Source organism: Dermacoccus sp. Tok2021, assembly GCF_019895135.1.
GTDB classification, from domain to species: Bacteria; Actinomycetota; Actinomycetes; order Actinomycetales; family Dermatophilaceae; genus Dermacoccus; species Dermacoccus abyssi.
The window spans coordinates 259,329-282,024 of record NZ_JAGTHU010000001.1 but is presented as its reverse complement, the minus strand read 5'-3'; the positions used below and the strand labels follow the sequence as shown (position 1 = coordinate 282,024).

Below are 22,696 nucleotides of genomic sequence, written 5' to 3'. Positions count from 1 at the left end.
GAGCCACGCCGCCTAGGCTTTCCTCATGCCGTCGACGTCCCCGGGTCTCAAGATCGCCACGCTGCGCGGCGTGCCCGTCTACATCGGCCGATCCTGGCCGATCATCGCCCTCGTCATCGTCGCGCTCTTCGGCCCGCAGGTCGCCCGACTGCACCCCGAATGGGGAGCCGGCGCCTACCTGCTCGCGGCCGCGTACGCCGTGCTCCTGCTCGTCAGCGTGCTCGCGCACGAGGCTGCTCACGCCGTCGTCGGCCAGGCCTGTGGTTACCGCGTCAACCGCATCGTCGCCGACCTGTGGGGCGGCCACACGGCCTACGACTCACCCGACGCGACACCCGGGCACTCGGCGCTCGTCGCCGTCGTCGGGCCCCTGACGAACCTCGTCCTCGCCGGCGCCGGATGGTTCGCCCTCACCCAGTCGAGCGGTGACGGCGCGGGCCATCTGCTGTTGCTCGCGTTCACCTTCAGCAACGGCTTCGTCGGGTTGTTCAACCTCCTGCCCGGGCTGCCTCTCGACGGCGGGTTCATCGTCGACGCCCTCGTGTGGAAGGTCACCGGTAGCCGGGCCAAGGGCATGAAGGCCGCGGGCTGGTGCGGCCGAATCGTCGCTGTCGCCGTCGTGCTCTGGGCCCTCGTGCCGGTGCTTCGCGGCGAGGGCTCGACGTGGAACCTCATGTGGTTCGCGCTCATCGCCATGTTCCTGTGGCGAGGTGCCAGCACCGCCGTCACCGTGGGCACGAACCGGGAATTCCTCTCCGGCATCCGAGTGGCCCAGGTGATGCGCCCGGCAGTGTCAGCCGCCGCCGACACGCCCGTCTCGGCACTCCCCGAGGGGCCGGACCCCGTCGTCCTGCTCGGAGCTTCCAACGAACCCGTCGCCGTCGTCCCGCCCGGCGCTCACGTGCGGGTTCCGCTGGAACAGCGTGACCGCGTGCCGGCCAGTGCGATCGCCGAAGCCATCGTTTCCGGCGCCACCGCCATCGTCGCCGACACCCAGGCTGACATCACCGCCGTCCTGCCGGGTTTCGAGGGCGACACGACGCCGCAGCTCGTCGTCGTCACGCAGCCCGCGCCGGCCGCCGCGCCGCCGCACGGCGAGCAGGTCATCGGCGTCGTCCTGCTCAGCGATCTCGAGCGCGCCCTGCAGGCGCACGCGGGAGCGCAAGGCCGCGACCTGCGTACCACCTAAACTTCTCGGCATGACCGACGCCGATCGCCCGTCCGACCTTCCCGCCGCACCCACGGGAGCCGAGTACCGCCGCGGCCCCTTCCGCGAGGGTGAGCGCATCCAGCTCAGCGACCCCAAGGGCCGCATGCACACGATCACGCTGACGCCGGGCAAGCAGTTCCACACCCACCGCGGCTTCGTGCGCCACGACGACCTCATCGGCTCGCCCGACGGCGTCACCATCACGAACACCGCCGGCGTCGAGTACCTCGCCCTGCGTCCTCTGCTGTCCGACTACGTCATGTCGATGCCGCGCGGCGCCGCCGTCGTCTACCCCAAGGACGCCGGCCAGATCGTCACCATGGCCGATGTCTTCCCCGGCGCTCGCGTCGTCGAGGCCGGTGTCGGTTCGGGCGCCCTGTCGATGTCGCTGCTGCGTTCGGTCGGCGAGCACGGCCGTGTCTACTCGTTCGAGCGTCGTGAGGACTTCGCCGCCATCGCCGCCGGCAACGCGCGCGAGTTCTTCGGCACCGACCACCCGGCCTGGAGCATCACGATCGGTGACCTCGTCGACATGCTCCCGCAGACCGTGGAGGCCGGCACGATCGACCGCGTCGTGCTCGACATGCTCGCGCCGTGGGAGTGCCTCGAGGTGGCCTACGACGCGCTCGCCCCCGGCGGCGTCCTCATCTGTTACGTGGCCACGGCGACCCAGTTGTCGCGCGTCGCGGAGGCCACCCGCGAGCACGGTGGCTTCACCGAACCGCAGGCATGGGAGAGCCTCGTGCGCGGCTGGCACCTCGAAGGTCTCGCGGTGCGCCCCGAACACCGTATGCACGCCCACACCGGCTTCCTCATCTCCACGCGCCGTCTCGCGGACGGCGTCGAGGCCCCGCTGCGCAAGCGTCGCCCGGCCAAGGGCGCCTACGGCGAGGACTCTGCCGGAGGCGGCGCCACGGACAACGGCAACCCGCCGCAGACGCCGGACGACGCGTGGACCCCGGACGCCGTCGGCGAGCGCCCCGTCTCCGACAAGAAGATGCGCAAGCTCGTGCGCTCCTTCGAGAACACCCCGACCGCGCAGGCGCTCGCAGCCGAGTCGGGCGCGTCCATCGACGACGAGCCGCGTGACGAGGCCGACGCGACGGACGGCGTCGTCACCGACCAGGACTGACGCGTCCCCGCCGAGGTTCGTCGGCTGACCCCAGCGAAACCCCCGGATGCCGCACGTCGGCGCCGGGGTTCGCTCTACCCGGCGAGCCCTGCTCGATAGGGTGGGCGAAAAGGCGCGCTCGACGCGCCACCCCGGCTTCGAAGGAGGACGAGCGGCGATGAGCGTCCCGCAGTTCGACCCGAGCGACACGTCAAAGCCCACCGACGCCGACGTGCGTCAGTTGCGCTCCAACCTGTCGACCATCTCTGCGCAGAACGAGCGCCTCGTGCGCACGCTCAAGGACGCCCGCGAGCAGATCTCCTCGATGAAGAGCGAGATCGACCGGCTCGCGCAGCCGCCGAACAACTACGCGACGGTCATCGCCGCCCACGGGGACGGCAGCGCCGACATCTTCTACATGGGCCGCAAGATGCTCGTCTCGTACTCGCCGACCCTCAAGGCCGAGGACCTTCGCCCCGGCCAGGAAGTCATGGTCAACGAGGCCATGAACATCGTGAAGGTGCTCGGATTCGAGAAGGCCGGCGAGATCGTCACGCTCAAGGAGACGCTCGAGGACGGGCGTCTACTCATCTCCACGTCGAACGACGAGGAGCGCGTCGTGCGCACCGCCGGCCCGCTGGCCGAGCTCACGGTGCGCCCCGGCGATGCCCTTCTGTTCGAACCGAAGAGCGGTTTCGTGCTCGAACGCGTGACGAAGGCCGAGGTGGCCGACCTCGCACTCGAAGAGGTGCCGGACATCGGCTACACCGACATCGGTGGCCTCGCGGGACAGATCGAGACGATCCGCGACTCCGTCGAGCTGCCGTTCCTGCACTCCGACCTCTACACCGAACACCACCTGCGCCCGCCCAAGGGCGTCCTGCTCTACGGCCCGCCCGGATGCGGCAAGACGCTCATCGCGAAGGCCGTGGCCGCGTCCCTGGCCAAGCAGGTGGCGCAGCGCCAGGGCACGAGCGACCAGGCGAGCTACTTCCTCAACATCAAGGGCCCGGAGCTGCTCAACAAGTACGTCGGTGAGACCGAGCGTCACATCCGCGTGCTGTTCCAGCGCGCCCGCGAGGTGGCGAGCTCGGGTACTCCGGTCGTCGTCTTCTTCGACGAGATGGAGTCGCTGTTCCGCATCCGCGGCGCAGGCGTGAGTTCCGACGTCGAGACGACGATCGTGCCGCAGTTGCTCGCGGAGATCGACGGTGTGGAGAGCTTGGAGAACGTCATCGTCATCGGTGCGAGCAACCGTGAGGACATGATCGACCCGGCCATCCTTCGCCCGGGCCGTCTCGACGTGAAGATCCGCATCGAGCGTCCCGACGCCGATGCGGGCCGCGACATCTTCGGCAAGTACCTCACGGCCGCGTTGCCGTTCCACGAGAGCGAACTCGCCAAGCACGACGGTGACGCGGGCGCGACGGCCGAGGCGCTCATCGACGCCGCGGTGGGGGAGTTGTACGCCCGCGACGACGCCCACGCCTATCTCGAGGCCACGTACGCCGACGGCAGCCGCGAGACGCTCTACTTCGCGGACTTCGCCAGCGGCGCGATGATCCAAAACATCGTCGACCGCGCGAAGAAGTTCGCCATCAAGGCGCTCATCACGAACGGCGAGCGCGGCATCACGCGCGAGTTCGTCCTCGCCGCGTGCCACGACGAGTTCCGAGAGAACGAGGACCTGCCGGGCACGAGCAACCCCGACGACTGGGCGCGCATCTCCGGCCGTCGCGGCGAGCGGATCGTCGACATCCGCACCCTCGCCGACAAGAACTGACCGGCGCCTTCCCGGAACGCAGTGAACCTCCCCGACCGTCCGTGGTCGGGGAGGTTCACTGTTGTCGAGCGGCTCAGGCGTGGGCGCGGCGACGCTCGAGGAAAGCGACGGGGGCACGCCAGCCGAGCATGAAGAACCCGTTGAAGACGAGCGAGACGATGACGAACGAGATCGCGGTGCCCTGGTCGCTGAGCTGACGCAGCAGCATGCCGACGACGATCGTCGAGAGCCACACGACGACGCCGCCCGTCAGGGCCTTGCCCGCGAGCAACGAACGTCGGGCGACGAGCACGATGGCCCACCCCACGCAGGCGCCCACGAGGAAGGGCCATGCTGTCGTCAGTACGCCCTCGAGCGCACCCGTTTCGCCGTGGTTACGTCGGCCGGTGGCCGAGAAGACGAGAACGATGACGAGGTCGAGAACCGGAGCGAGGGCGGCAGGCATGGCCTCACGCTATCGCGACCGCTCGTGCCGCCTTCGGCCTGTCCGAGCGTGAGCTGAGCCTCGTTCCGTCCCGCCGAGATGACACGGGCTCCCCACCCTTTTATATTGATTATCAATACGCCACCACCGATGAGGAGCCCTGTGACCGCCCGCCACGCCGCAACGGCGAGATCCACCCGCCAAAGTCTCGTCGTCGCCGTGTTGTGTGTGGCCGGCACGGTCGTGGCGCTCCAGCAGACGCTCGTCGTACCGCTCATCCCGGAGTGGCCGACGTTGCTCGACACGAGCGCGGAGAACGCGGCCTGGCTCGTCACCGCAACGCTGCTCGCAGGAGCCGTGGCAACGCCGATCCTCGCGCGCCTGGCCGACATGGTCGGCAAGCGGCGCATCATGCTCGTCTCGCTCGGGTTCGTCATCGCCGGATCGCTTCTCGGCGCCCTGGGTGACGGTCTCGCCGCCCTCATCACAGCTCGCGCCCTCCAGGGTGTGGGCGCCGCGATGATTCCCATCGGCATCAGCATCCTGCGCGACGAACTGCCCCGCGAACGCGTCGGGGGAGCGGTCGCCACGATGAGCGCCACCCTCGGCATCGGCTCCGCCATCGGTCTGCCGCTGGCCGGCGTCCTCGTCGAGCACTTCAGCTGGCACATGGTTTTCTGGGTCTCCGGTGCGTCGGCCGCCCTCATGTTCCTCGGCGTCGTGCTCGTCGTGCCCGAATCCAAGGTGAAGTCATCGGGCTCGTTCGACCTCGTCGGTGCGCTGCTCCTGTCGGCTGCGTTGCTGTGCCTCCTCGTGCCCATCACGAAGGGCGGACACTGGGGATGGACGAGCGAGAAGGTGATCCTCGGGCTCGCCGCAAGCGTCGCCATCCTCGCGGCGTGGGCGCCCTGGGAGCTGCGTCACCGCTCACCGATGGTCGACCTTCGCACCTCGGCCCGACGCCCCGTACTCCTGACCAACGCGGCGTCCCTGCTCATCGGCTTCGCCATGTACGCCAACATGATGACGACGACGCAGCAGTTGCAGATGCCGGAAGCCACCGGTTACGGCTTCGGCCTCTCACTCATCGCCGCGGGCATCGCGATGCTGCCGGGCGGTCTCGCCATGGTCTTCCTGTCGCCCGTGAGCGCCGGCATCACGAAGCGCTTCGGGGCCCGGACGACGCTCATCGTCGGTGCCACGACGCTGGCGCTCGCCTACGGCATGCGCGTGTTCCTCACCGGCTCCGTGTGGCAGATCGTGCTCGGTGCGACGCTGTGCAGCGCCGCCACCGCCATCGCCTATGCGGCGATGCCGACGCTCATCATGCGCTCGGTGCCGATCACCGAGACGGCCGCCGCGAACGGTCTCAACACGCTGCTGCGCTCGATCGGCACCTCGACGTCGTCGGCCGCCGTTGCCGCGGTGCTCACGAGCATGTCGTTCTCGCTGGCCGGCCACGAGGTGCCGAAACTCGACGGCTTCAAGACGGTCTTCGTCATGGCTGCACTCGCCTCGCTGGCGTCGGCGCTCGTGGCCGGCTTCGTGCCCAAGGCAGCCGTTGCGCCGCGGGCCGTGCCCGCGCGCGAGGAGGGGGCCGCGAGCGCCGAGGCGCCCACGCGCGCCACGAGCAGCGATGTCCGTGCGGGCGACAACCGCGACGTCGTCGCCTCCGGCGTGCTCACCGACCTGGGCGGGCGTCCCCTGCGTCGCGGCGTCGTCACAGCCCTCGCCCCCGACGGCGCCCACCTCGACTGGGGCCGCGTCGACGAGGACGGCCGCTACCGACTCGCCCTCCCGGGGGCCGGTCACTACGTCCTCGTGGCGTCGGCCGACGGGTGGGCCACGCGCTCGCAGTTCGTCGACGTCACGGGACCGGAGCTGCCGCAGTTCACGCTGTCGCGGCCACTGCTGCTCACGGGCACCGTCGTCTCCAGCGGCGGGCCGCCCGCCGACCTGCCCGTGACGCTGCTCAAGCACTCGGGCGAGTATCAGGCGGCCACGCGCACTGACGCCGAAGGCCGTTTCGAGATGTCGCTGCCGCCGAGCGGTCGCTACGTCGTCACCGCGCTCTGCGAGGAGCGAGGGGAGTCGGCGGCGCGTGGCCTCACCGTCCTGACACAGCCTCAGGACATCGAACTCGAGCTCGCGAGCAGCCACCGTCTGCACGTCAACGCGACTGCGTGACGTTTCGCGCCGGCCCCCGCCGCGAGATGGGGCCGGCACTAGGGTTGATCCCATGACCGTTCAGCGCATCATGGGCATCGAAACCGAGTACGGCGTCCTGCGTCCGGGGGACACGCGCACGACGCCGATGGTGCTGTCCGGGCAGGTCGTGCGTGCCTACGCCGACGCCGTCGGGCTCAACGCCGCGCAGAGCCGCTGGGACTACAGCGACGAGTCGCCGCTGCGCGACCAGCGCGGCTACGACATCGCCCGCGAGGTGGCGCACGAGAGCCAGCTGACCGACGAGGCCGACCCCAGCTTCGCCAACGTCGTGCTCGCCAACGGCGCCCGGCTCTACGTCGACCACGCGCACCCCGAGTACAGCTCGCCGGAGGTCTCGAACCCGCGTGACGCCGTGCGCTACGACCGAGCGGGCGAACTCGTCATGCGTCGCGCGGCCGAACTCCTCGCGGAGCACCCGGACGGCGCAACGCAGCTCTACAAGAACAACGTCGACGGCCAAGGCGCCTCGTACGGCACCCACGAGAACTACCTCCTGCGCCGCGAGGTGCCGTGGGCGCGCGTCGTCGCCGGCATGACGCCGTTCTTCATTGCCCGGCAGGTGATCACCGGAAGCGGTCGTGTCGGTATCGGCCAGGAGTCGGAGCGTGCCGGTTTCCAGTTGACGCAGCGCGCCGACTACTTCGAGACCGAGGTCGCCCTCGAGACCACGCTGCGCCGCCCGATCGTCAACTCGCGCGACGAACCGCACGCCGACCACACGAAGTACCGGCGCCTGCACGTCATCGTCGGCGACGCCAACCACGCCGACGTCGCGAACCTGCTCAAGATGGGCATGACGAGCCTCGTCATCGGCGCCCTCGAGGACGAGGCGCTGCCGGGCGTCATCGTCAAACAGCCGGTGGCGACCCTGCGCGCCGTCAGCCACGACGTGTCGCTCGCGCAGGAGTACGAACTCGTCGACGGGCGCACGGTCACGGCCCTCGACCTGCTCGAGATGTACCGCGACGCAACCCACGCATGGTGGACCCGCCGCGGCAACGACCCGATCGCCGACGCCACGAGCGAGGTCTTCGAGCACTGGACGCGCGTGCACGACGCCCTGCGCGCCGACCCGATGACGCTCACGAAGGATCTCGACTGGGTCGCCAAGAGGAGCGTCATGGAGGGCTTCATCGCGCGCCACGGCACAGGCTGGGACGATCCGCGCCTGCGCGCTCTCGACATCCAGTGGTCCGACGTTCGCGCCGACAAGGGCGTGTTCCACACCCTCGAACGCGGCGGGCGTTTCACCCGCCTGTTCTCCGACGACGAACTCGCCCAGGCCGTCGTCGAACCGCCCCGCGACACGCGAGCGTGGTTGCGCGGCAAGAGCATCGAGGCCTTTGGTGACGACGTGGCGTCGGCGTCCTGGGACGCGATGGTCTACCGCACCGCGCAGCCGTCGAGCTACACCCGCGTCACGATGCCCGAGCCCTTCGCCGGTGACGCGGGCTCGACCGACGGTTGGTTCGACGGGGGCGTCGCCGAGCTGCTCGAGCGGGTCGGCGACGACAAGGTGGTGCGCTGAGGGTTACCCCTGCCCGCGCCCCTGCGGCGAACTAGGGTGGTGGCGAAGCGACCACAGACGCGCCACGGCCACACGGCGTGAGCGCGGCCGGCGACGAAGGAGTACACGATGAGCGACCAGCAGCAGTTCGGCAAGCGCGGCGGCAGCGGCGACGACTTCGACGGCGCCGACGAGGCCGGTCAGGCCCAGGTGACACGGGAGTCGAACACGAGCGACATCGACTCGATGCTCGACGAGATCGACGGCGTCCTCGAGTCGAACGCGAGCGAGTTCGTCTCCGGCTTCGTCCAGAAGGGCGGCGAGTGACGGCTCGCTGAGCCCCCTCACCTCCACCTCGCACGCACCCCGGGAGCACCCATGGAACGCCGCATCTACGGCCTCGAGACCGAGTTCGGGGTCACCGCGACCACGAACGGCCAGCGTCGGCTCACCCCTGACGAAGTGAGCCGCGCCCTGTTCCGCAAGGTCGTGGCCTGGGGGCGTTCGAGCAACGTCTTCCTCGACAACGGCTCACGCCTCTACCTCGATGTCGGTGCCCACCCCGAGTACGCGACGGCCGAGTGCGACACGCTGCTCGACCTCGTCGCCCACGACCGCGCGGGTGAGCGCATCCTCGACGACATGACGAGTGAGGCGCAGGAGCGCCTCGCCGAGGACGGCGTCGAGGGCTCGATCTACGTCTTCAAGAACAACACCGACTCCGCGGGCAACTCCTACGGCTGCCACGAGAACCTCCTGCTCGAGCGCAGCACCGACATGAACCGCATCTCGGAGGTGCTCGTCGCGTTCCTCGTCTCGCGCCAGCTCATCACCGGCGCGGGCAAGCTCCTGCAGCGCGACGGACGCACCGTCTTCAACCTCACCCAACGCGCCGAACACATCTGGGACGGCTTCTCGAGCGCCACGACCCGATCACGGCCCATCATCAACAGCCGCGACGAACCGCACGCCGACTCGGCACGCTTCCGCCGCCTCCACGTCATCGTCGGCGACTCGACGATGAGCGAGACGACGACGCTGCTCAAGGTCGGCGCCGCGCACCTCGTCCTGCGCCTCATCGAGGCAGGGGAGTCGTTCCCGCGCATGCACCTGGCCAACCAGGTCAAGGCCATCCGTGACGTCTCGGCCGACCCGACCGGCCAGGCCGTCATCGACCTCCAAGGCGGCACCTCGATGACGGCGCTCGCGATGCAGCGGCTGTTCCTCGAACGCTCCAAGGCGTTCGTCGAGCGCGAAGGCGACCCTGACCCGTCCGTCGAGCTCGTGCTCGACCTGTGGGAGCGCGCTCTCGACGCCGTTGAGAGCCAGGACTTCTCGAGCGTAGAGACCGAGATCGAGTGGGTCATCAAGCGTCGGCTGCTCACCGACTACGCCACGCGCCACGGCCTCGAACTCGACGACCCGCGCATGGCACAACTCGACCTCACCTTCCACGACATCCGTCGGGGCCGCGGCCTGTTCGGCATGCTCGAGAAGGCCGGGCGCGCGCGTCGCCTCGTCGATGACGAGCGCATCGCCGCCGCCGTGACGACGCCGCCCCAGACGACGCGCGCCAAGCTGCGCGGCGACTTCGTGCGCGAGGCCCGTGCGGCCGGGCGCGACTTCACCGTCGACTGGGTGCACCTCAAGCTCAACGACCAGGCCGGGCGCACCATCATGTGCAAGGACCCGTTCCTCGCCGAGGACGCCCGCGTCGAGCGCCTCATCGACAGCCTCTCCACGCCTCTGTGACGGCCCACGCACAGGTCGTCGCGAGGTCCACGCGTTATCGTGGGCCGGACTCACTTCCCACTGCTAGGACTTTTCTGCGTGTCTTCCCCCAAGCGTCTGTTCGCCCTCGCCGTCCTCCCGGTCGTCTTCCTCGCAGGTTGCGGCGACGACTCGTCCAAGGCTTCCTCGTCGGGTTCGGGCTCCGGTAGCTCGTCGGCATCGTCGTCGCCCTCGTCCTCCTCGTCGTCCGGCCTCGCCTCGCCCGCGACGAAGGGCAACGTCTCCGACGTCAAGGTCGACACGAAGAACGCCAAGAAGCCCACCGTCTCCATTGCGAAGGACAAGCTGCCCTTCGGCACGAAGTCCGCGACGACCAAGGTGCTCTCCGAGGGCAAGGGCAAGGCCATCGGAGACAAGGACTTCGTCAAGGCCGACTTCGTCATGGTCAACGGCACCACCGGCAAGACGCTCGGTTCGACGTTCGGGGAGACGGTGCCGAGCTTCAACATGGCCGACAACAACAACCTCCCGGGCCTCCTCACCCAGCTGAAGGGGAAGAAGGAAGGCTCGAAGGTCGTCATCTCCCTGCCGTCCGGGCAGGCGTTCGGCAAGGCCGGTAACCAGAACCTCGGCATCGGTTCCAACGACAACCTCGTGCTCTACATGGACATCAAGGGTGTCGACACGCCCCTGACCGAGGCCAAGGGCACGAGCAAGCCCGCAGAATCCGGGATGCCGACCGTCAAGGTTCCCGCCGGTGCGGGCAAGCAGGCGGCCATCACGATGCCGAAGGGCGCCAAGGCACCCACGTCACTCAAGACCTCGACGCTTGTCGAAGGTGAGGGTGACACCGTCAAGTCGGGCGACTCCATCGCGGTCACCTACACGGGCCAGATCTGGGGCAAGAACACCGTCTTCGACGCCACGGCCAAGCACCCCGACGCGCCCAACCCGTCGGTCTTCGTCATCGGCAAGAAGCAGGTCATCACGGGCTGGGACAAGGCCCTGGTCGGCAAGAAGGTCGGCAGCCGAGTGCTCGTGGTCGTGCCGCCGGCCGACGGCTACGGCGCTCAGGGCAACCCGCAGGCGGGCATCCAGCCCACCGACACCCTCGTCTTCGTCGTCGACATCCTCGCGGCCAACTGACGCATCATCACGAACGGACTCAAGGAGATTCACATGGGCTTCGACCCGAACACCGAAAAGCCGGAGATCGACTTCCCGGGTGACAACCCGCCGAGCGAGCTCGTCCTCGAGGACATCTGGGAGGGCGACGGCGCCACCGCAGAGCCCGGCAACATCATCAAGGCGCACTACGTCGGCGTCTCGTGGTCCACGGGCGAGGAGTTCGACGCCTCGTGGAACCGCGGTGAGCCGCTCGAGTTCCAGGTCGGCGTCGGCCAGGTCATCCAGGGCTGGGACCAGGGCCTGCTCGGCATGAAGGTCGGCGGTCGCCGCAAGATCACGATCCCGCCGCACCTCGGTTACGGCGAGCGCGGCGCGGGCGCCGCGATCAAGCCCAACGAGACGCTCATCTTCGTCGTCGACCTCGTCTCGACGAACAAGCCGGGCGCCGGTCGCTCGTTCGGCATTCGCTGAGCGAAGCACTCATGACGAGGCCCCGTTTCCGCCACGCGCGGAAACGGGGCCTCGTCGCACATGTGTGCGAAAGAACGAGTATCCTCACTCGGTGTGACGCGCCTGCAGCCGTCACGAGACCTCGGCAGAAAGGTGGCACGCGGTGGCCTCACGCTCGACGCCCGAAGCCAAGACCGAACGCCTGCTCAACCTCGTCATCGCGTTGCTCTACACGCGCCGCGCGCTGACGAAATCGGCCATCCGGCAGGCGGTGCGTCAGTACGCCGACGCGCCCAACGACGAGGCCTTCGACCGCATGTTCGAGCGCGACAAGGACGAGTTGCGCGATCTCGGCATCCCGCTGCGCACCGAGCACATCGACACGTTCTTCGAGGACGAGACGGGCTACCGCATCGATCGGCGCGAGTACGAACTGCCCGACCTGCACTTCGACGCCGACGAGCTCGCCGTCCTCGGTCTCGCCTCACGCGCGTGGCAGCAGGCGAGCCTCGCCGGCCCCGCCGCGGCGGCCCTGCGCAAGCTCGAAGCGCTCGACATCGAGCACGACGCCGCTTCCGTGGTCGGGCTGGAGCCGCGCATCCGCACGGCCGAGCCCGCCTTCGAGGCCGTCAAGGACGCCGTCATGGAGCGGTGCGCCATCACCTTCGACTACCGCAAGGGTGGGGGAGAGTCGACGCGCCGCTCGCTGCAGCCCTGGACCGTCACCAACCGCAGGGGCCACTGGTACGTCACGGGTTTCGACACCGACCGTGACGCACCCCGCGTCTTCCGGCTCTCCCGGATCGACGGCGCCGTGCGCAAGGTCGGCAAGCCCGGTAGCTACGAGGTGCCCGCCGATCACGACGCGCACTCGATGATCGCCGGCACCGAGCGCGTGGCCGACTGGGCGCCCGCCGTGCTGCGGGTGCGCATCGAACGCGGTCACTCGCTCGTGCGTCGCGCCCGCACCGTCGGCGTCGTCGACGACGAGTGGCAGCTCGTCGACATCGAGTACGCCGACCTCGGTGTGCTGGCCGACGAGGTGGCTTCCTTCGGCGCTGACGTGCTCGTCGAGCAGCCACTCGAGCTGCGCGACGCCGTGATCCGCCGCCTGACGGGCGCGCTGCAGGCGATGACGAGCGACGCGACGTCGAGCGAGGCAACATTCGCCGCTGCGGATCACCAGGAGGAGCGGGTATGAGCGAGTCCACCACCCCCATGCCGATCTCCGGCGAGGCCGCAACCACCCGTCTCGCGCGCCTGCTGACCATGGTGCCGTGGCTCATGGGCCGTCAGGGCATCGACATCGAGCAGGCGGCACGCACCCTCGGCGTGAGCCGCAAGCAGATCGAGGCCGACCTCGCCCTCCTCTTCGTGTGCGGCACACCGGGCCACATGCCCGACGACCTCATCGAGGCCGAATGGGAGGAGGGCTACGTCTACGTGCGCAACGCCGACACGATCGCCAAACCGCTGCGCTTCACGCGCGACGAGGCACTCGCTCTCACCGTCGGTCTGCGCACGTTGCTCGATGTTCCCGGCCTCACCGAACGCGACGCCGTGGACCGTGCACTCGCCAAACTCGTCGAGGCGACGGGGGAGAGCGGCGATCCGAGCAACCGGGTGCGCGTCAGCCTCGAACGCGACGGCGACGAGGTGCTGCGCCTGCTGCGCGAGGCGCTCGACGCCTCCCGACGCGTGCACCTGCGCTACGTCGTACCGTCCCGTGACGAGATGACCGAGCGCGACGTCGACCCGATGCGGCTGCTCAACACCGAGGGTCATTGGTACCTCGAGGGCTGGTGCCACCGCGCGCAGGACGTGCGCATGTTCCGTCTCGACCGGGTGGAGTCGGTCCAGGTGCTCGACGCTGCCGCAACGGTGCCCACCGACGCCGCCACGACGGACCTCTCGCGTGGATTCTTCGCCCCCAACGACTCCGACCCGAGCGCTCGCATCAGGCTCGCGCCCGAAGCGGCCTGGGTGGCCGACTACTACCCGTGCCACGACGTCGAGCGCTCCGGCGAGTATCTCGACGTCACGCTGTACGTGGGTGACGGCCGATGGCTGCGCCGCCTGCTGCTGCAGCTCGGCGGTGCCGCCCGCGTGCTGCGTCCCGCCTCGCTCACGGACGACGTCGCCGACGAGGCTCGCCGCGCGCTCGAGGCCTACGGTGTCGACCCGTCCCAGACGGCGCGGGCGCTGTGACGTGGTGGTCGTGGATCATCTTCTGGGTGATCTTCTGGGCCGTGGCCTTCGCCTACCTCGCGAGACGCGTGTGGAAGGTGTGGCCCCACGCACGTGACTTCGGTCGCACCGTGAGTGACGCGCTGGATCGCACCCAAACCGCCCGCGACGAGGCGGACAAGGCTCGCGCCGCGGTGGCCACACGGGGGAGCGGTGAGCTCGTGGTTCGTTCCGGGGCCGACGAATTGGCGTGGGACAAGCCCGCCTCCCATTGGCGCGACCAACTGCGCAGAGCCCGTGAGCGGCACAAGGACGAGCGCCTCGACGACCACACGCAGGTGTGGGCCAGTTGGCGTCGTCCTCTAGACTGACCATCAGACCGGGTGGCCCCGCGCCGCTGTGGCACTCTTCGTAAGGACGCTCATGTTTCGCTCTCTCTTCGACAACCCCGTGATCCTGCTCGTACTCATCGTGCTGATCGTCGTGCTGCTCGGCTGGAAGCGTCTGCCCGACATGGCACGGAGCCTCGGCCGTAGCTCCCGCATCCTCAAGAGCGAGATCGACGAGATGAAGACCGAGAAGCAGTCGAAGGCCTCCTCGGAGACCGTCGAGGGCGAGGCCACGCGTCGCGACGCCGCAGCTCCGCGCGACAACGCTCCGCACGACGGCGCCACCCGCGCCGACGAGCGCCGCGACTACTGAGCACGGGCACCGCACGCACATCGTGGCTCGATTCGGTCGACGCAAAGACAATCCCGAAGCGCGGATGTCCCTCGGGGGGCACCTGCGTGAGTTTCGCAACCGCGCGATCGTCTCCGTCATCGCGATCCTCGTCGGCTGCGTGGTCGGTTGGATCGTCTACCAGGACGTCTACGACTTCCTGAAGCAGCCGATCACCGACATCGCCGCTCTTCACCCCGGTTCGAACATCGACGTCAACTTCAACGGCGTCACGGCCCCCTTCAACCTCAAGTTGAAGGTGTCGATGTGGATCGGCTTCATCGTGGCCAGCCCCGTCTGGCTCTGGCAGATCTGGGCGTTCCTCGTGCCCGGCCTCACGAAGAAGGAAAAGCGCCTGGGGCGCATCTTCATCGGTGCCGCCCTCGTCCTGTTCGCCGGCGGTGTCTACATGGGCACTCAGACGTTCACGAACGCGGTCGAGTTGCTGCTGGGAGCCACACCGGACAACGCCTCGAACCTGCCCAGCGCGACCGAGTACTTCTCGTTCGTCACGCGCTTCATTCTCGCGTTCGGGCTGTCGTTCATGCTGCCGATCCTCCTCATGGCACTCAACGTGCTCGGCATCCTCTCGGGCCGCATGATGCTCAAGGGTTGGCGCTTCGCCATCATCGTCATCGCCACCTTTGCGGCCATCATGACGCCCACCCCGGACGTCTGGACGATGTTCCTGCTGTCGGCACCGCTGCTCGTCCTCTTCTACGGCTCTGCCGGACTCGCCCTCGTCCTCGACAAGATTCGAGGCCGACGGGAGGCGAAGTCCCGTCCGGAGTGGATGGAGATCAGCGACGACAAGGCCTCCGCACTCTGATCGGGCGCGGCACGAACACTCGACACAGGCGGGCTACCGAGCGGTGGCCCGCCTGTGTCATAGCCTGGTGACCATGTCGTCTCCCGCCGAGAAGTTCGCCCAGGCCGCGTCACGCCGGAAGTTCGACTCGAGTCACCTCGGCCACTTCATCGAGCAGCTGCCCTACCCGCTGGACGAGTTCCAGCGAGCGGCTGCACAGTCGGTCCAGGAGGGGCACAGCGTCCTCGTCGCGGCCCCCACGGGTGCGGGCAAGAGCGTCGTCGGAGAGTTCGCCTGCTACCTCGCCGTCCACACCGGGCGCAAGGCGTTCTACACGACGCCGATCAAGGCCCTGAGCAACCAGAAGTACGCCGACCTCGTCGAACAGCACGGCGAGAAGAACGTCGGCCTGCTCACCGGTGACACCTCGCACAACGGTGAGGCACCCATCGTCGTCATGACGACCGAGGTGCTGCGCAACATGCTGTACGCCGGCTCCTCGACGCTCGCCGGTCTCGGCTTCGTCGTCATGGACGAGGTGCACTACCTCGCCGACCGTTTCCGCGGCGCCGTCTGGGAGGAAGTGCTCATTCACCTGCCCGAGTCGGTGCAGGTCGTCGCCCTGTCGGCCACGGTGAGCAACGCCGAGGAGTTCGGCGACTGGATGCAGCAGGTGCGCGGCGACACCGACGTCGTCATCACCGAGCACCGGCCGGTGCCGCTCTACCAACACATGATGGTCGGGCACTCGATGTACGACCTGCTCGTCCAGGACGACGAGAAGCGCCTCAAGGTGAACCCGCGGCTCCTGGAACGCATCAGTCTCATCACACGCGGACCGCGCGGTGGACGCCGCTTCGACGCGGGGGCTCCGTCCGGTCGCCGCGGGCGCGGTCGGCGTCCGGCACCGCAGAGCAAGCCGGGGGAGTCATTCCGCCCCGCGCACCGCGCCGACGTCATCGACTCCCTCGATCGCGCCGGGTTGCTCCCGGCCATCACGTTCATCTTCAGCCGCAACGGCTGCGAGGCGGCCGTCGCCCAACTCCTCGGGTACGGCACGCAGCTCGTCTCACCCGAGGAGGGGGAGTCGATCCGCGCGTACGTCGCCGAGCGCGTCGCGAACATCCCGACGCAGGATCTCGCCGTCATCGGCTACCACGACTTCGTCGAGGGCCTCACACGCGGCTTCGCAGCCCATCACGCCGGCATGCTGCCGACGTTCCGCGAGATCGTCGAGGAGCTGTTCGTCACGGGTCGGATCAAGGCCGTCTTCGCGACGGAGACGCTGGCCCTCGGCATCAACATGCCGGCGCGCAGCGTCGTGCTCGAACGCCTCGTCAAGTACAACGGCGAGTCGCACGTCGACATCACGCCGGCCGAGTTCACGCAGCTCACCGGACGTGCGGGCCGTCGCGGCATCGACGTGGAGGGCCACGCCGTCGTGCTCTACAACCGCGGTGTCGAAGCAGAGGCCGTAGCCGGGCTCGCGTCACGGCGCACCTACCCGCTGCGCTCCAGTTTCCGCCCGACGTTCAACATGGCCGTCAACCTCGTCCACACCGTCGGGCGCGAACGTGCCCGCGAAGTGCTGGAGTCGTCGTTCGCGCAGTTCCAGGCGGACCGCAGCGTCGTGGGACTGTCGCGCAAGCTGCGTCAGAACGAGGAGGGCCTCGAGGGCTACGCGGAGGCCATGCAGTGCCACCTCGGTGACTTCACCGAGTACGCGGGCATGCGCCGGCGTATCAGCGAGCTGGAGAAGAACGCCGCGAAGAAGCGCGCTGCCGCCGTTCGGGCGGCAGCTGATCGGTCCCTCGGCGAACTCGCCCCCGGCGACGTCGTGCGCATCCCGAGCGGCCGGCGTGAGGGCCTCGCCATCGTCGTCAAGGCCAACCGTGGCGGTAAACGCGAGGGCCCGTCACCGAGCGTCATCACGGCCGACGGACAGCTGCGCCAGGTGACGTCGAGCGACATCGACGCTCCGCTCGACCCGCTCACGCGACTGCAGATCCCCAAGGGCTTCACGACGCGCTCGCCCAAGTCGCGCCGCGACCTCGCCGCAACGCTGCGGGCCAAGGTGCCACACGACCCGCCGAAGCCGATCCGTCGCACGAGCATCGAGCCCGACCGTGCGATCACGGCCGAGATCGAGGAGTTGCAGCGCCGCCTGCGGGCGCACCCGTGCCACACGTGCGAGTACCGCGAGGACCACGCGCGCTGGGCCGAGCGCTGGTGGAAACTGCGCCGCGAGACCGACACGCTCGTCTCCAAGATCAACAACCGCACGCACACCGTCGCCAAGCAGTTCGACCGCATCTGCGACGTGCTCGTCGAGTTCGACTACCTCGAGCCGAACGACACCAAGCACGGCGGGCTCGCGCTCACCGAGCGCGGAACGTCGCTCATGCGCCTGTACTCGGACAAGGATCTGCTCACGGCCGAGTGCCTGCGCGCCGGCATCTGGGAGAAGCTCGACGCCCCCTCGTTGGCTGCCGCCGTCTCGGCGCTCGTGCACGAGTCGCGGCGCGACGTCGTGGGGGAGGCGCCACGCATGCCCAACCGGGACGTGGCGGACGCACTCGAGGAGACGCACAACCTGTGGTCGGTCATCGACGACGCGCTCGTGCAGCACCGCCTCACCGAAATGGCGGCTCCGGACGCGGGCCTCGCGTGGGCGGTTCACCGCTGGACGGCGGGCCAGGGGCTCGAGGCCGTTCTGCGCGACGAGGAACTCACCGCGGGTGACTTCGTGCGACGCTGCCGTCAGCTCGTCGACCTGCTCGATCAGATCGCGGGTGCCACCCACCACGAGGGCTTGACGAAGACGGCCAAGGCTGCCATCGCCGGCATTCAACGCGGCGTCGTGGCGGCCGACCGTCTCGACTGAACCCGTCAGGTGGAGCGTGCGTCAGCGCGTGAGCGCGGCGGAGAGTCGCTCCGCGCTGCCACCGAGGTCGTAGCGGGCTGCGAAGTCGGCGAACCTGTCAGGCTGTGCAACGCCGTCGGGCAGGGCCGTGACGAGGTCGCCGGGCACCTCGACGTCCAGCGCCACATCGACGACCTTCGGCGCCACATCGAGATAGTCATGAGCGGCTTCCAGCCGCGTTCGGCGCGCTCCCTTGATGCGGGGATCGCCGTTCGCCACGGCCCCACGGATCGCGGCGAGCGTGCCGAACTCGGCGAGCAGCCCGGCCGCGGTCTTCTCGCCGATGCCCGCGACACCAGGCAGTCCGTCACTCGTGTCGCCGCGCATGACGGCAAGATCGGCGTACGCGCGCCCGCCTGGCACGCCGTACTTCGTCATGAGGAAGCTCTCGTCGACGAGGTCGGGGGCACGCACGCCGCCCTTGGCCGTGTAGAGCACGCGAACGCTCATGGCGTCGTCGACGAGTTGGAAGAGGTCACGATCGCCGGTGACCACGTCGACCGGGCCCTGGCCGGTGAAGCGGTGTGTCAGCGTGCCGATGACGTCGTCCGCCTCGTAGCCGTCGACGCCGAGGCGGGTGATGCCGACGAGCTCGAGCATCTCGCGGATGAGCGGCACCTGCGGCGTGAGTTTCTCCGGTGACTCCTCGGAGCCGTCGGTGCCCTCGAGCACGCGGTGCGACTTGTACGACGGGATGGCCTCGACGCGGAACGCGGGGCGCCAGTCGTTGTCCCAACACGCCACGAGGTCGGTGGGCTCGTAGGTGCTGACGAGCGTCGCGATCATGTCGGTGAAGCCGCGCAGCGCGTTGTTGGGGGTGCCGTCCGGTGCCTCCCGCTCGGGCACACCGTAGAAGGCCCGGAAGTACAGGCTCGCGGAATCCAGCAGCATGAGTCGACGCGGCGTCATGAGCGTCATCGTGCCACAGCGCTCGAAGCGTCGAGCCTCAGCGCGCGATCGGGGCGAAGCGTCCGTGAACGTTCTCAACGAGGTCGGCCGGCGCCAACCCGATGTCGAATCCGCGCCGCCCACCCGAGACGTACACCGTCGCCAGGGCTTCCGCGCTCGCGTCGACAACCGTGGCGAGGGCGGTGCGCGTGCCGACGGGGGAGACGCCTCCGAGCACGTACCCGGTGAGACGTTCCACGTCACGCGGTTCGGCGAGGCGACACTTCTTGGCGCCGAGCCCTGCGGCCACGGCCTTGAGGTCGGCCGTCGTCGAGACCGGGACGACGGCGACGCCGAAGGATCCCGAATCCAGCGACACGACAAGGGTTTTGAACACGTGGCTGGGGTCGAGACCGAGAGCTTGCGCGGCTTCGTCACCGTAGGAGGTCACCGACGGATCGTGCTCGTACGGCAGCCCTTCGTACGAGACACCTGCCGCGTCGAGCGCGCGCGTCGCGGGGGTGGTCGGGCCGGTGTTCACGTTTCGAGACGCCATGATCACTGTCTATAGCGCAGTTCGAAGTCGCCCCGAAAGACGACACGCCGCACCTCTCGGGAGTTTCTGCGGCAGGGCCGAAACGCCGACCCAAGGGGCCCGAATCCGATCCTGACGATCACGTTGAAGGCCCGCCCGTGCGTGGCTATCTTTGCTTGAAGCACGTGACGCGATCGCGTGCGACTACGGACGGGTCTCACACCTAGTAGAAAACTTCCGGCTCCGGCTGGTCGGCCCCAACGGTGTGAGCCCGTCCGTCACACTTTCCCCGCTGACTTATGCTTGTGCGGTGCTCCCTCGTCGCTTCCTTCGCCTGGCCGCCGCAATGGTGGCCGGCCTCGCGCTGTGGCTCGCATTTCCCGATCACGGGCTGTGGTGGACGGTCCCGATCGCCCTGGCACTCTTCGCCGTCAGCGTCCTGCACGTCCGTGCCCGCTGGGGAGCTCTGCTCGGTTTCGTCTTCGGCATGGCGTTCTTCGCGCCGGTGCTCTCGTGGTCGGGTGTGTACGTCGGCACGTTCCCGTGGATGGCGCTCGCCGTCCTGCAGTCGTTGTACTTCGCCGGCATGGGCGCGCTCATCGCGTCCTTTCAGCGTCGACGCCTCGCGCCTGTGCTGGGCGCGGCAGCGTGGGTGACACAGGAGTGGTTGCGCGGCACCACGCCGTTCGGCGGCTTCCCCTGGGCCCGCCTCGCCTTCTCGCAGGCCGACGCCCCGTGGGCGCCCCTCGTCGCGTGGGTGAGCTCACCAGGCCTGACGTTCGTGCTCGCCCTCGCCGGTGGCGCACTCGCCGGGCTGGGCGTGTGGGCGTTCACCTCATGGCGGGGCGTCTCCTCCCGCGAGACGACACAGGCCGATGCGGGTAGCCGCTTTTCCAGCGCTTCCGCCGTCGGCGCAGTGGCTGTCGCCGCCGTGGCCCTTCTCGCGGGCTCCGTCATCACACCCCCGACGGAGGGGCGCACCATCGACATCGCCGGCATCCAGGGCAACGTGCCGACCGCGGGTCTCGACTTCAACGCTCAGCGCCGCGCCGTGCTCGACAACCACGTGCGAGCCAGCGAGAAGCTCGCCGACGCCGTCGCGGCCGGCGCCACACCCAAACCTGACATCGTCGTGTGGCCCGAGAACGCCTCCGACATCGACCCCAAGCGCAACGCCGACACCCGTGACGAGATCGCGGGCGCGCTGCGCCGACTGGACGCGCCGCTCGTCGTCGGAGCGGTCCTGTCCGAGCCGATGCCGAAGGTCTCGAACGCCTCGATGCTCTACCTTCCGGGCAAGGGCCTGAGCGACACCTACGTCAAACAGCACCCGGTGCCGTTCGGCGAGTACATCCCGTACCGCTCGTTCTTCCGCACGTTCTCCAAGCAGGTCGATCTCGTGCGCGCGGACTTCACCCAGGGACAGAAGGTCGGGGTGTTCTCCGTGCCCACGAAGTCCGGCGCAGTGAAGGCGGCACCGATCATCTGCTTCGAGGTGGCCTACGACGACCTCCTGCGCAAGCCGGCGAACCGTGGCGCGCAGCTCTTCCTCGTTCAGACGAACAACGCGACGTTCGGCTACACCGCCGAGTCGACGCAGCAACTCGCCATCTCGCGCCTGCGCGCGCTCGAGTACGGCCGCTCGATCGCGCACGTCTCCACCGTCGGTGTGAGCGCGCTCATCACCCCGGACGGCGTGACGCACGAACGCACGTCGCTGTTCACCCAGGCGGTGCTGACGGGGGAGTTGCCGCTGCGCTCGCAAGCCACGCTCGCTCAGCGTCTCGGCCGCGCGCCCGAGATCGTGGCGACGGCGGCCTGCGTCATCGCGTTCGCGCTGAATCTGCGCCGCGGGCGGAAATCTTCGCGCGCCGTCGTTCGTTGAACCTGATGTGACTACCTACTCGAGTCGTCCTCGCCGCAAGGGCTGGGCGCGTTGGCTGATGCTGGCGCTGCTCGTCGTCCCCGTCATCGAGGTGTTCATCATCATCAAGATGGGGCAGACGATCGGCGGATGGCCGACGTTCGGCCTCCTCGTCCTGTGGTCCGCGCTGGGTGCGTGGATCGTCAAGCGTGAGTCGGGTCGTGCCTTCGGGGCGCTGCGCCAGGCGTTCGGTTCCGGACGGATGCCTGCGCGAGAACTCTCGGACGCTGCCCTCATCCTCGTCGGCGGCACGCTGCTGCTCGCACCGGGTTTCTTCACCGACTTCCTCGGCCTGTTCTTCCTCCTGCCGTTCACGCGTCCGTTCACGCGCAAGCTGCTCGAGAAGGTCGTGGCCGCCAAGCTCCTCGGCTCGGTCCAGGTGGCGAGCTTCGGCCCCGGCGGCTTCTCTGCCACCCGCGGGTTCGGCGGGCCGGATCCGCTGAGCCGGCCGTACCCGACCTCGGACAGCTTCGGCGGTTACGGGTCGACCTCCTCGACGCACACCTCGTCGCGTCGGCGGACTCGATCTGCGTCCGACGACGTCGTCGAGGGCGAGATCATCGACTGACGCGCTCACGCGCCACACACGAAGGCCGGTCACCCTCTCGGGGTGACCGGCCTTCGTGGTGGACGAGCGCGGCTCGTCAGGACTTCTTCTTGCGCGGCTTCTCGCCACGCGACTCGCGCAGGAGCGTCAGACGCTCGTCGAGCAGTTCCTCCAGCTCGGGAACGGAACGACGCTCGAGGAGCATGTCCCAGTGCGTACGGGCCGGCTTGACGGGCTTGCGCTCCGGCTCGGGGCCGTCGATGAGCTTGGCCTCGAGGCCGCAACGGCACTCCCAGAGCGCCGGCACGTCGGCCTCGACGGAGAAGGGCAGTTCGACGACGTGCCCCTGCTCGCAACGGTAGCTGACCATCTGACGCTCGCTGAAGGCGATGCCCTCGTCCGTCTCGAGAGAGAGGGTGCTGAGGTTGGTACCTCGCAGAGAACGTTCGGCCATGGATGTCTCCCAACTTCACACGTACAGCGCGTCTGTTTGGTGAGAGCGCTCACCGCGCTGCTTCACGCAGAACAACGCCACAGACGTGACAAATGTTCCATCTGTCATCGTATGGCCTCAAGCGGCCCGCGACCAAA

Annotated in this window: 21 protein-coding genes; 17 read left to right on the top strand and 4 right to left on the bottom strand. The window is 68.8% G+C overall.

Annotated features, from left to right (window positions below; all coding sequences use genetic code 11):
* The first annotated feature begins 25 nt into the window (after positions 1–25).
* From K9D12_RS01335 to arc, 3 genes are all read left to right on the top strand, one after another.
* Positions 26–1,189 (top strand): site-2 protease family protein, encoded by a 1,164-nt coding sequence (locus K9D12_RS01335; protein WP_052947153.1) that lies wholly within the window; start codon positions 26–28, stop codon positions 1,187–1,189.
* Positions 1,190–1,199: 10 nt separating this feature from the next.
* Positions 1,200–2,342 (top strand): tRNA (adenine-N1)-methyltransferase, encoded by a 1,143-nt coding sequence (locus K9D12_RS01330; RefSeq protein ID WP_047312832.1) that lies wholly within the window; start codon positions 1,200–1,202, stop codon positions 2,340–2,342.
* Positions 2,343–2,499: 157 nt separating this feature from the next.
* Positions 2,500–4,104 (top strand): proteasome ATPase, encoded by a 1,605-nt coding sequence (gene arc, locus K9D12_RS01325; RefSeq protein ID WP_047312833.1) that lies wholly within the window; start codon positions 2,500–2,502, stop codon positions 4,102–4,104.
* Between the two features lie 73 nt (positions 4,105–4,177).
* On the opposite strand, the gene K9D12_RS01320 is transcribed toward arc, so the two are convergent.
* Positions 4,178–4,549, bottom strand: a complete 372-nt coding sequence (locus K9D12_RS01320) for a DUF3054 domain-containing protein (RefSeq protein WP_047312834.1) — start codon at positions 4,547–4,549, stop codon at positions 4,178–4,180.
* Between the two features lie 141 nt (positions 4,550–4,690).
* Here K9D12_RS01320 and K9D12_RS01315 point away from each other — a divergent pair, with 141 nt between their 5' ends.
* The 12 genes from K9D12_RS01315 to K9D12_RS01260 all read left to right on the top strand — a co-directional run bounded on the left by K9D12_RS01315 (position 4,691) and on the right by K9D12_RS01260 (position 18,172).
* Positions 4,691–6,715, top strand: coding sequence for an MFS transporter (locus tag K9D12_RS01315; protein ID WP_370633432.1), 2,025 nt, complete (start codon positions 4,691–4,693; stop codon positions 6,713–6,715).
* 52 nt (positions 6,716–6,767) lie between these two features.
* Positions 6,768–8,285 (top strand): depupylase/deamidase Dop, encoded by a 1,518-nt coding sequence (gene dop / locus K9D12_RS01310; protein WP_129663562.1) that lies wholly within the window; start codon positions 6,768–6,770, stop codon positions 8,283–8,285.
* 108 nt (positions 8,286–8,393) lie between these two features.
* Complete coding sequence (locus K9D12_RS01305; RefSeq protein ID WP_129663564.1) at positions 8,394–8,591, top strand: ubiquitin-like protein Pup; 198 nt, start codon at positions 8,394–8,396, stop codon at positions 8,589–8,591.
* Positions 8,592–8,642: 51 nt separating this feature from the next.
* Entirely contained in the window at positions 8,643–10,016 is a 1,374-nt protein-coding gene (pafA, locus tag K9D12_RS01300) for a Pup--protein ligase (RefSeq protein WP_118912368.1), read from the top strand.
* Between the two features lie 78 nt (positions 10,017–10,094).
* The gene (locus K9D12_RS15170; RefSeq protein ID WP_129663566.1) at positions 10,095–11,141 is read left to right on the top strand and encodes an FKBP-type peptidyl-prolyl cis-trans isomerase; all 1,047 of its coding nucleotides are present in this window, start codon (positions 10,095–10,097) and stop codon (positions 11,139–11,141) included.
* Positions 11,142–11,174: 33 nt separating this feature from the next.
* Positions 11,175–11,594, top strand: coding sequence for an FKBP-type peptidyl-prolyl cis-trans isomerase (locus K9D12_RS01290; RefSeq protein WP_047312839.1), 420 nt, complete (start codon positions 11,175–11,177; stop codon positions 11,592–11,594).
* A gap of 142 nt (positions 11,595–11,736) precedes the next feature.
* Entirely contained in the window at positions 11,737–12,774 is a 1,038-nt protein-coding gene (locus K9D12_RS01285; RefSeq protein ID WP_129663568.1) for a YafY family protein, read from the top strand.
* Positions 12,771–13,781: a YafY family protein gene (locus K9D12_RS01280; protein ID WP_225910759.1), complete on the top strand. Its 1,011-nt coding sequence runs from the start codon at positions 12,771–12,773 to the stop codon at positions 13,779–13,781. The genes K9D12_RS01285 and K9D12_RS01280 overlap by 4 nt, the downstream gene beginning before the upstream one ends.
* The gene (locus tag K9D12_RS01275; RefSeq protein ID WP_129663570.1) at positions 13,778–14,131 is read left to right on the top strand and encodes a hypothetical protein; all 354 of its coding nucleotides are present in this window, start codon (positions 13,778–13,780) and stop codon (positions 14,129–14,131) included. The genes K9D12_RS01280 and K9D12_RS01275 overlap by 4 nt, the downstream gene beginning before the upstream one ends.
* Positions 14,132–14,183: 52 nt before the next feature.
* Positions 14,184–14,462, top strand: a complete 279-nt coding sequence (tatA, locus tag K9D12_RS01270) for a Sec-independent protein translocase subunit TatA (RefSeq protein WP_129663572.1) — start codon at positions 14,184–14,186, stop codon at positions 14,460–14,462.
* A 64-nt stretch (positions 14,463–14,526) separates the two neighbouring features.
* A complete protein-coding gene (tatC, locus tag K9D12_RS01265; protein ID WP_047312844.1) occupies positions 14,527–15,309 on the top strand; it encodes a twin-arginine translocase subunit TatC in 783 nt (260 codons plus the stop codon).
* A 73-nt stretch (positions 15,310–15,382) separates the two neighbouring features.
* Entirely contained in the window at positions 15,383–18,172 is a 2,790-nt protein-coding gene (locus K9D12_RS01260) for an RNA helicase (RefSeq protein ID WP_129663574.1), read from the top strand.
* Positions 18,173–18,193: 21 nt separating this feature from the next.
* Here the strand turns inward: K9D12_RS01260 and K9D12_RS01255 are convergent, their stop codons facing one another.
* Positions 18,194–19,120 carry a 5'-3' exonuclease gene (locus tag K9D12_RS01255; RefSeq protein ID WP_047312911.1) on the bottom strand — a complete coding sequence of 309 codons (927 nt, stop codon included), beginning with the start codon at positions 19,118–19,120 and terminating at the stop codon, positions 18,194–18,196.
* A 37-nt stretch (positions 19,121–19,157) separates the two neighbouring features.
* Positions 19,158–19,655 (bottom strand): Cys-tRNA(Pro) deacylase, encoded by a 498-nt coding sequence (gene ybaK, locus K9D12_RS01250; protein ID WP_047312912.1) that lies wholly within the window; start codon positions 19,653–19,655, stop codon positions 19,158–19,160.
* A 289-nt stretch (positions 19,656–19,944) separates the two neighbouring features.
* On the opposite strand from ybaK, the gene lnt reads away from it, so the two are divergent.
* Together lnt and K9D12_RS01240 are read left to right on the top strand one after the other, a co-directional pair.
* Positions 19,945–21,519 carry an apolipoprotein N-acyltransferase gene (gene lnt / locus K9D12_RS01245; RefSeq protein WP_241510808.1) on the top strand — a complete coding sequence of 525 codons (1,575 nt, stop codon included), beginning with the start codon at positions 19,945–19,947 and terminating at the stop codon, positions 21,517–21,519.
* A gap of 7 nt (positions 21,520–21,526) precedes the next feature.
* A complete protein-coding gene (locus tag K9D12_RS01240; protein ID WP_240730118.1) occupies positions 21,527–22,126 on the top strand; it encodes an FxsA family protein in 600 nt (199 codons plus the stop codon).
* A 76-nt stretch (positions 22,127–22,202) separates the two neighbouring features.
* On the opposite strand, the gene K9D12_RS01235 is transcribed toward K9D12_RS01240, so the two are convergent.
* Positions 22,203–22,559, bottom strand: coding sequence for an RNA polymerase-binding protein RbpA (locus K9D12_RS01235; RefSeq protein WP_047312847.1), 357 nt, complete (start codon positions 22,557–22,559; stop codon positions 22,203–22,205).
* Positions 22,560–22,696 lie beyond the last annotated feature (137 nt).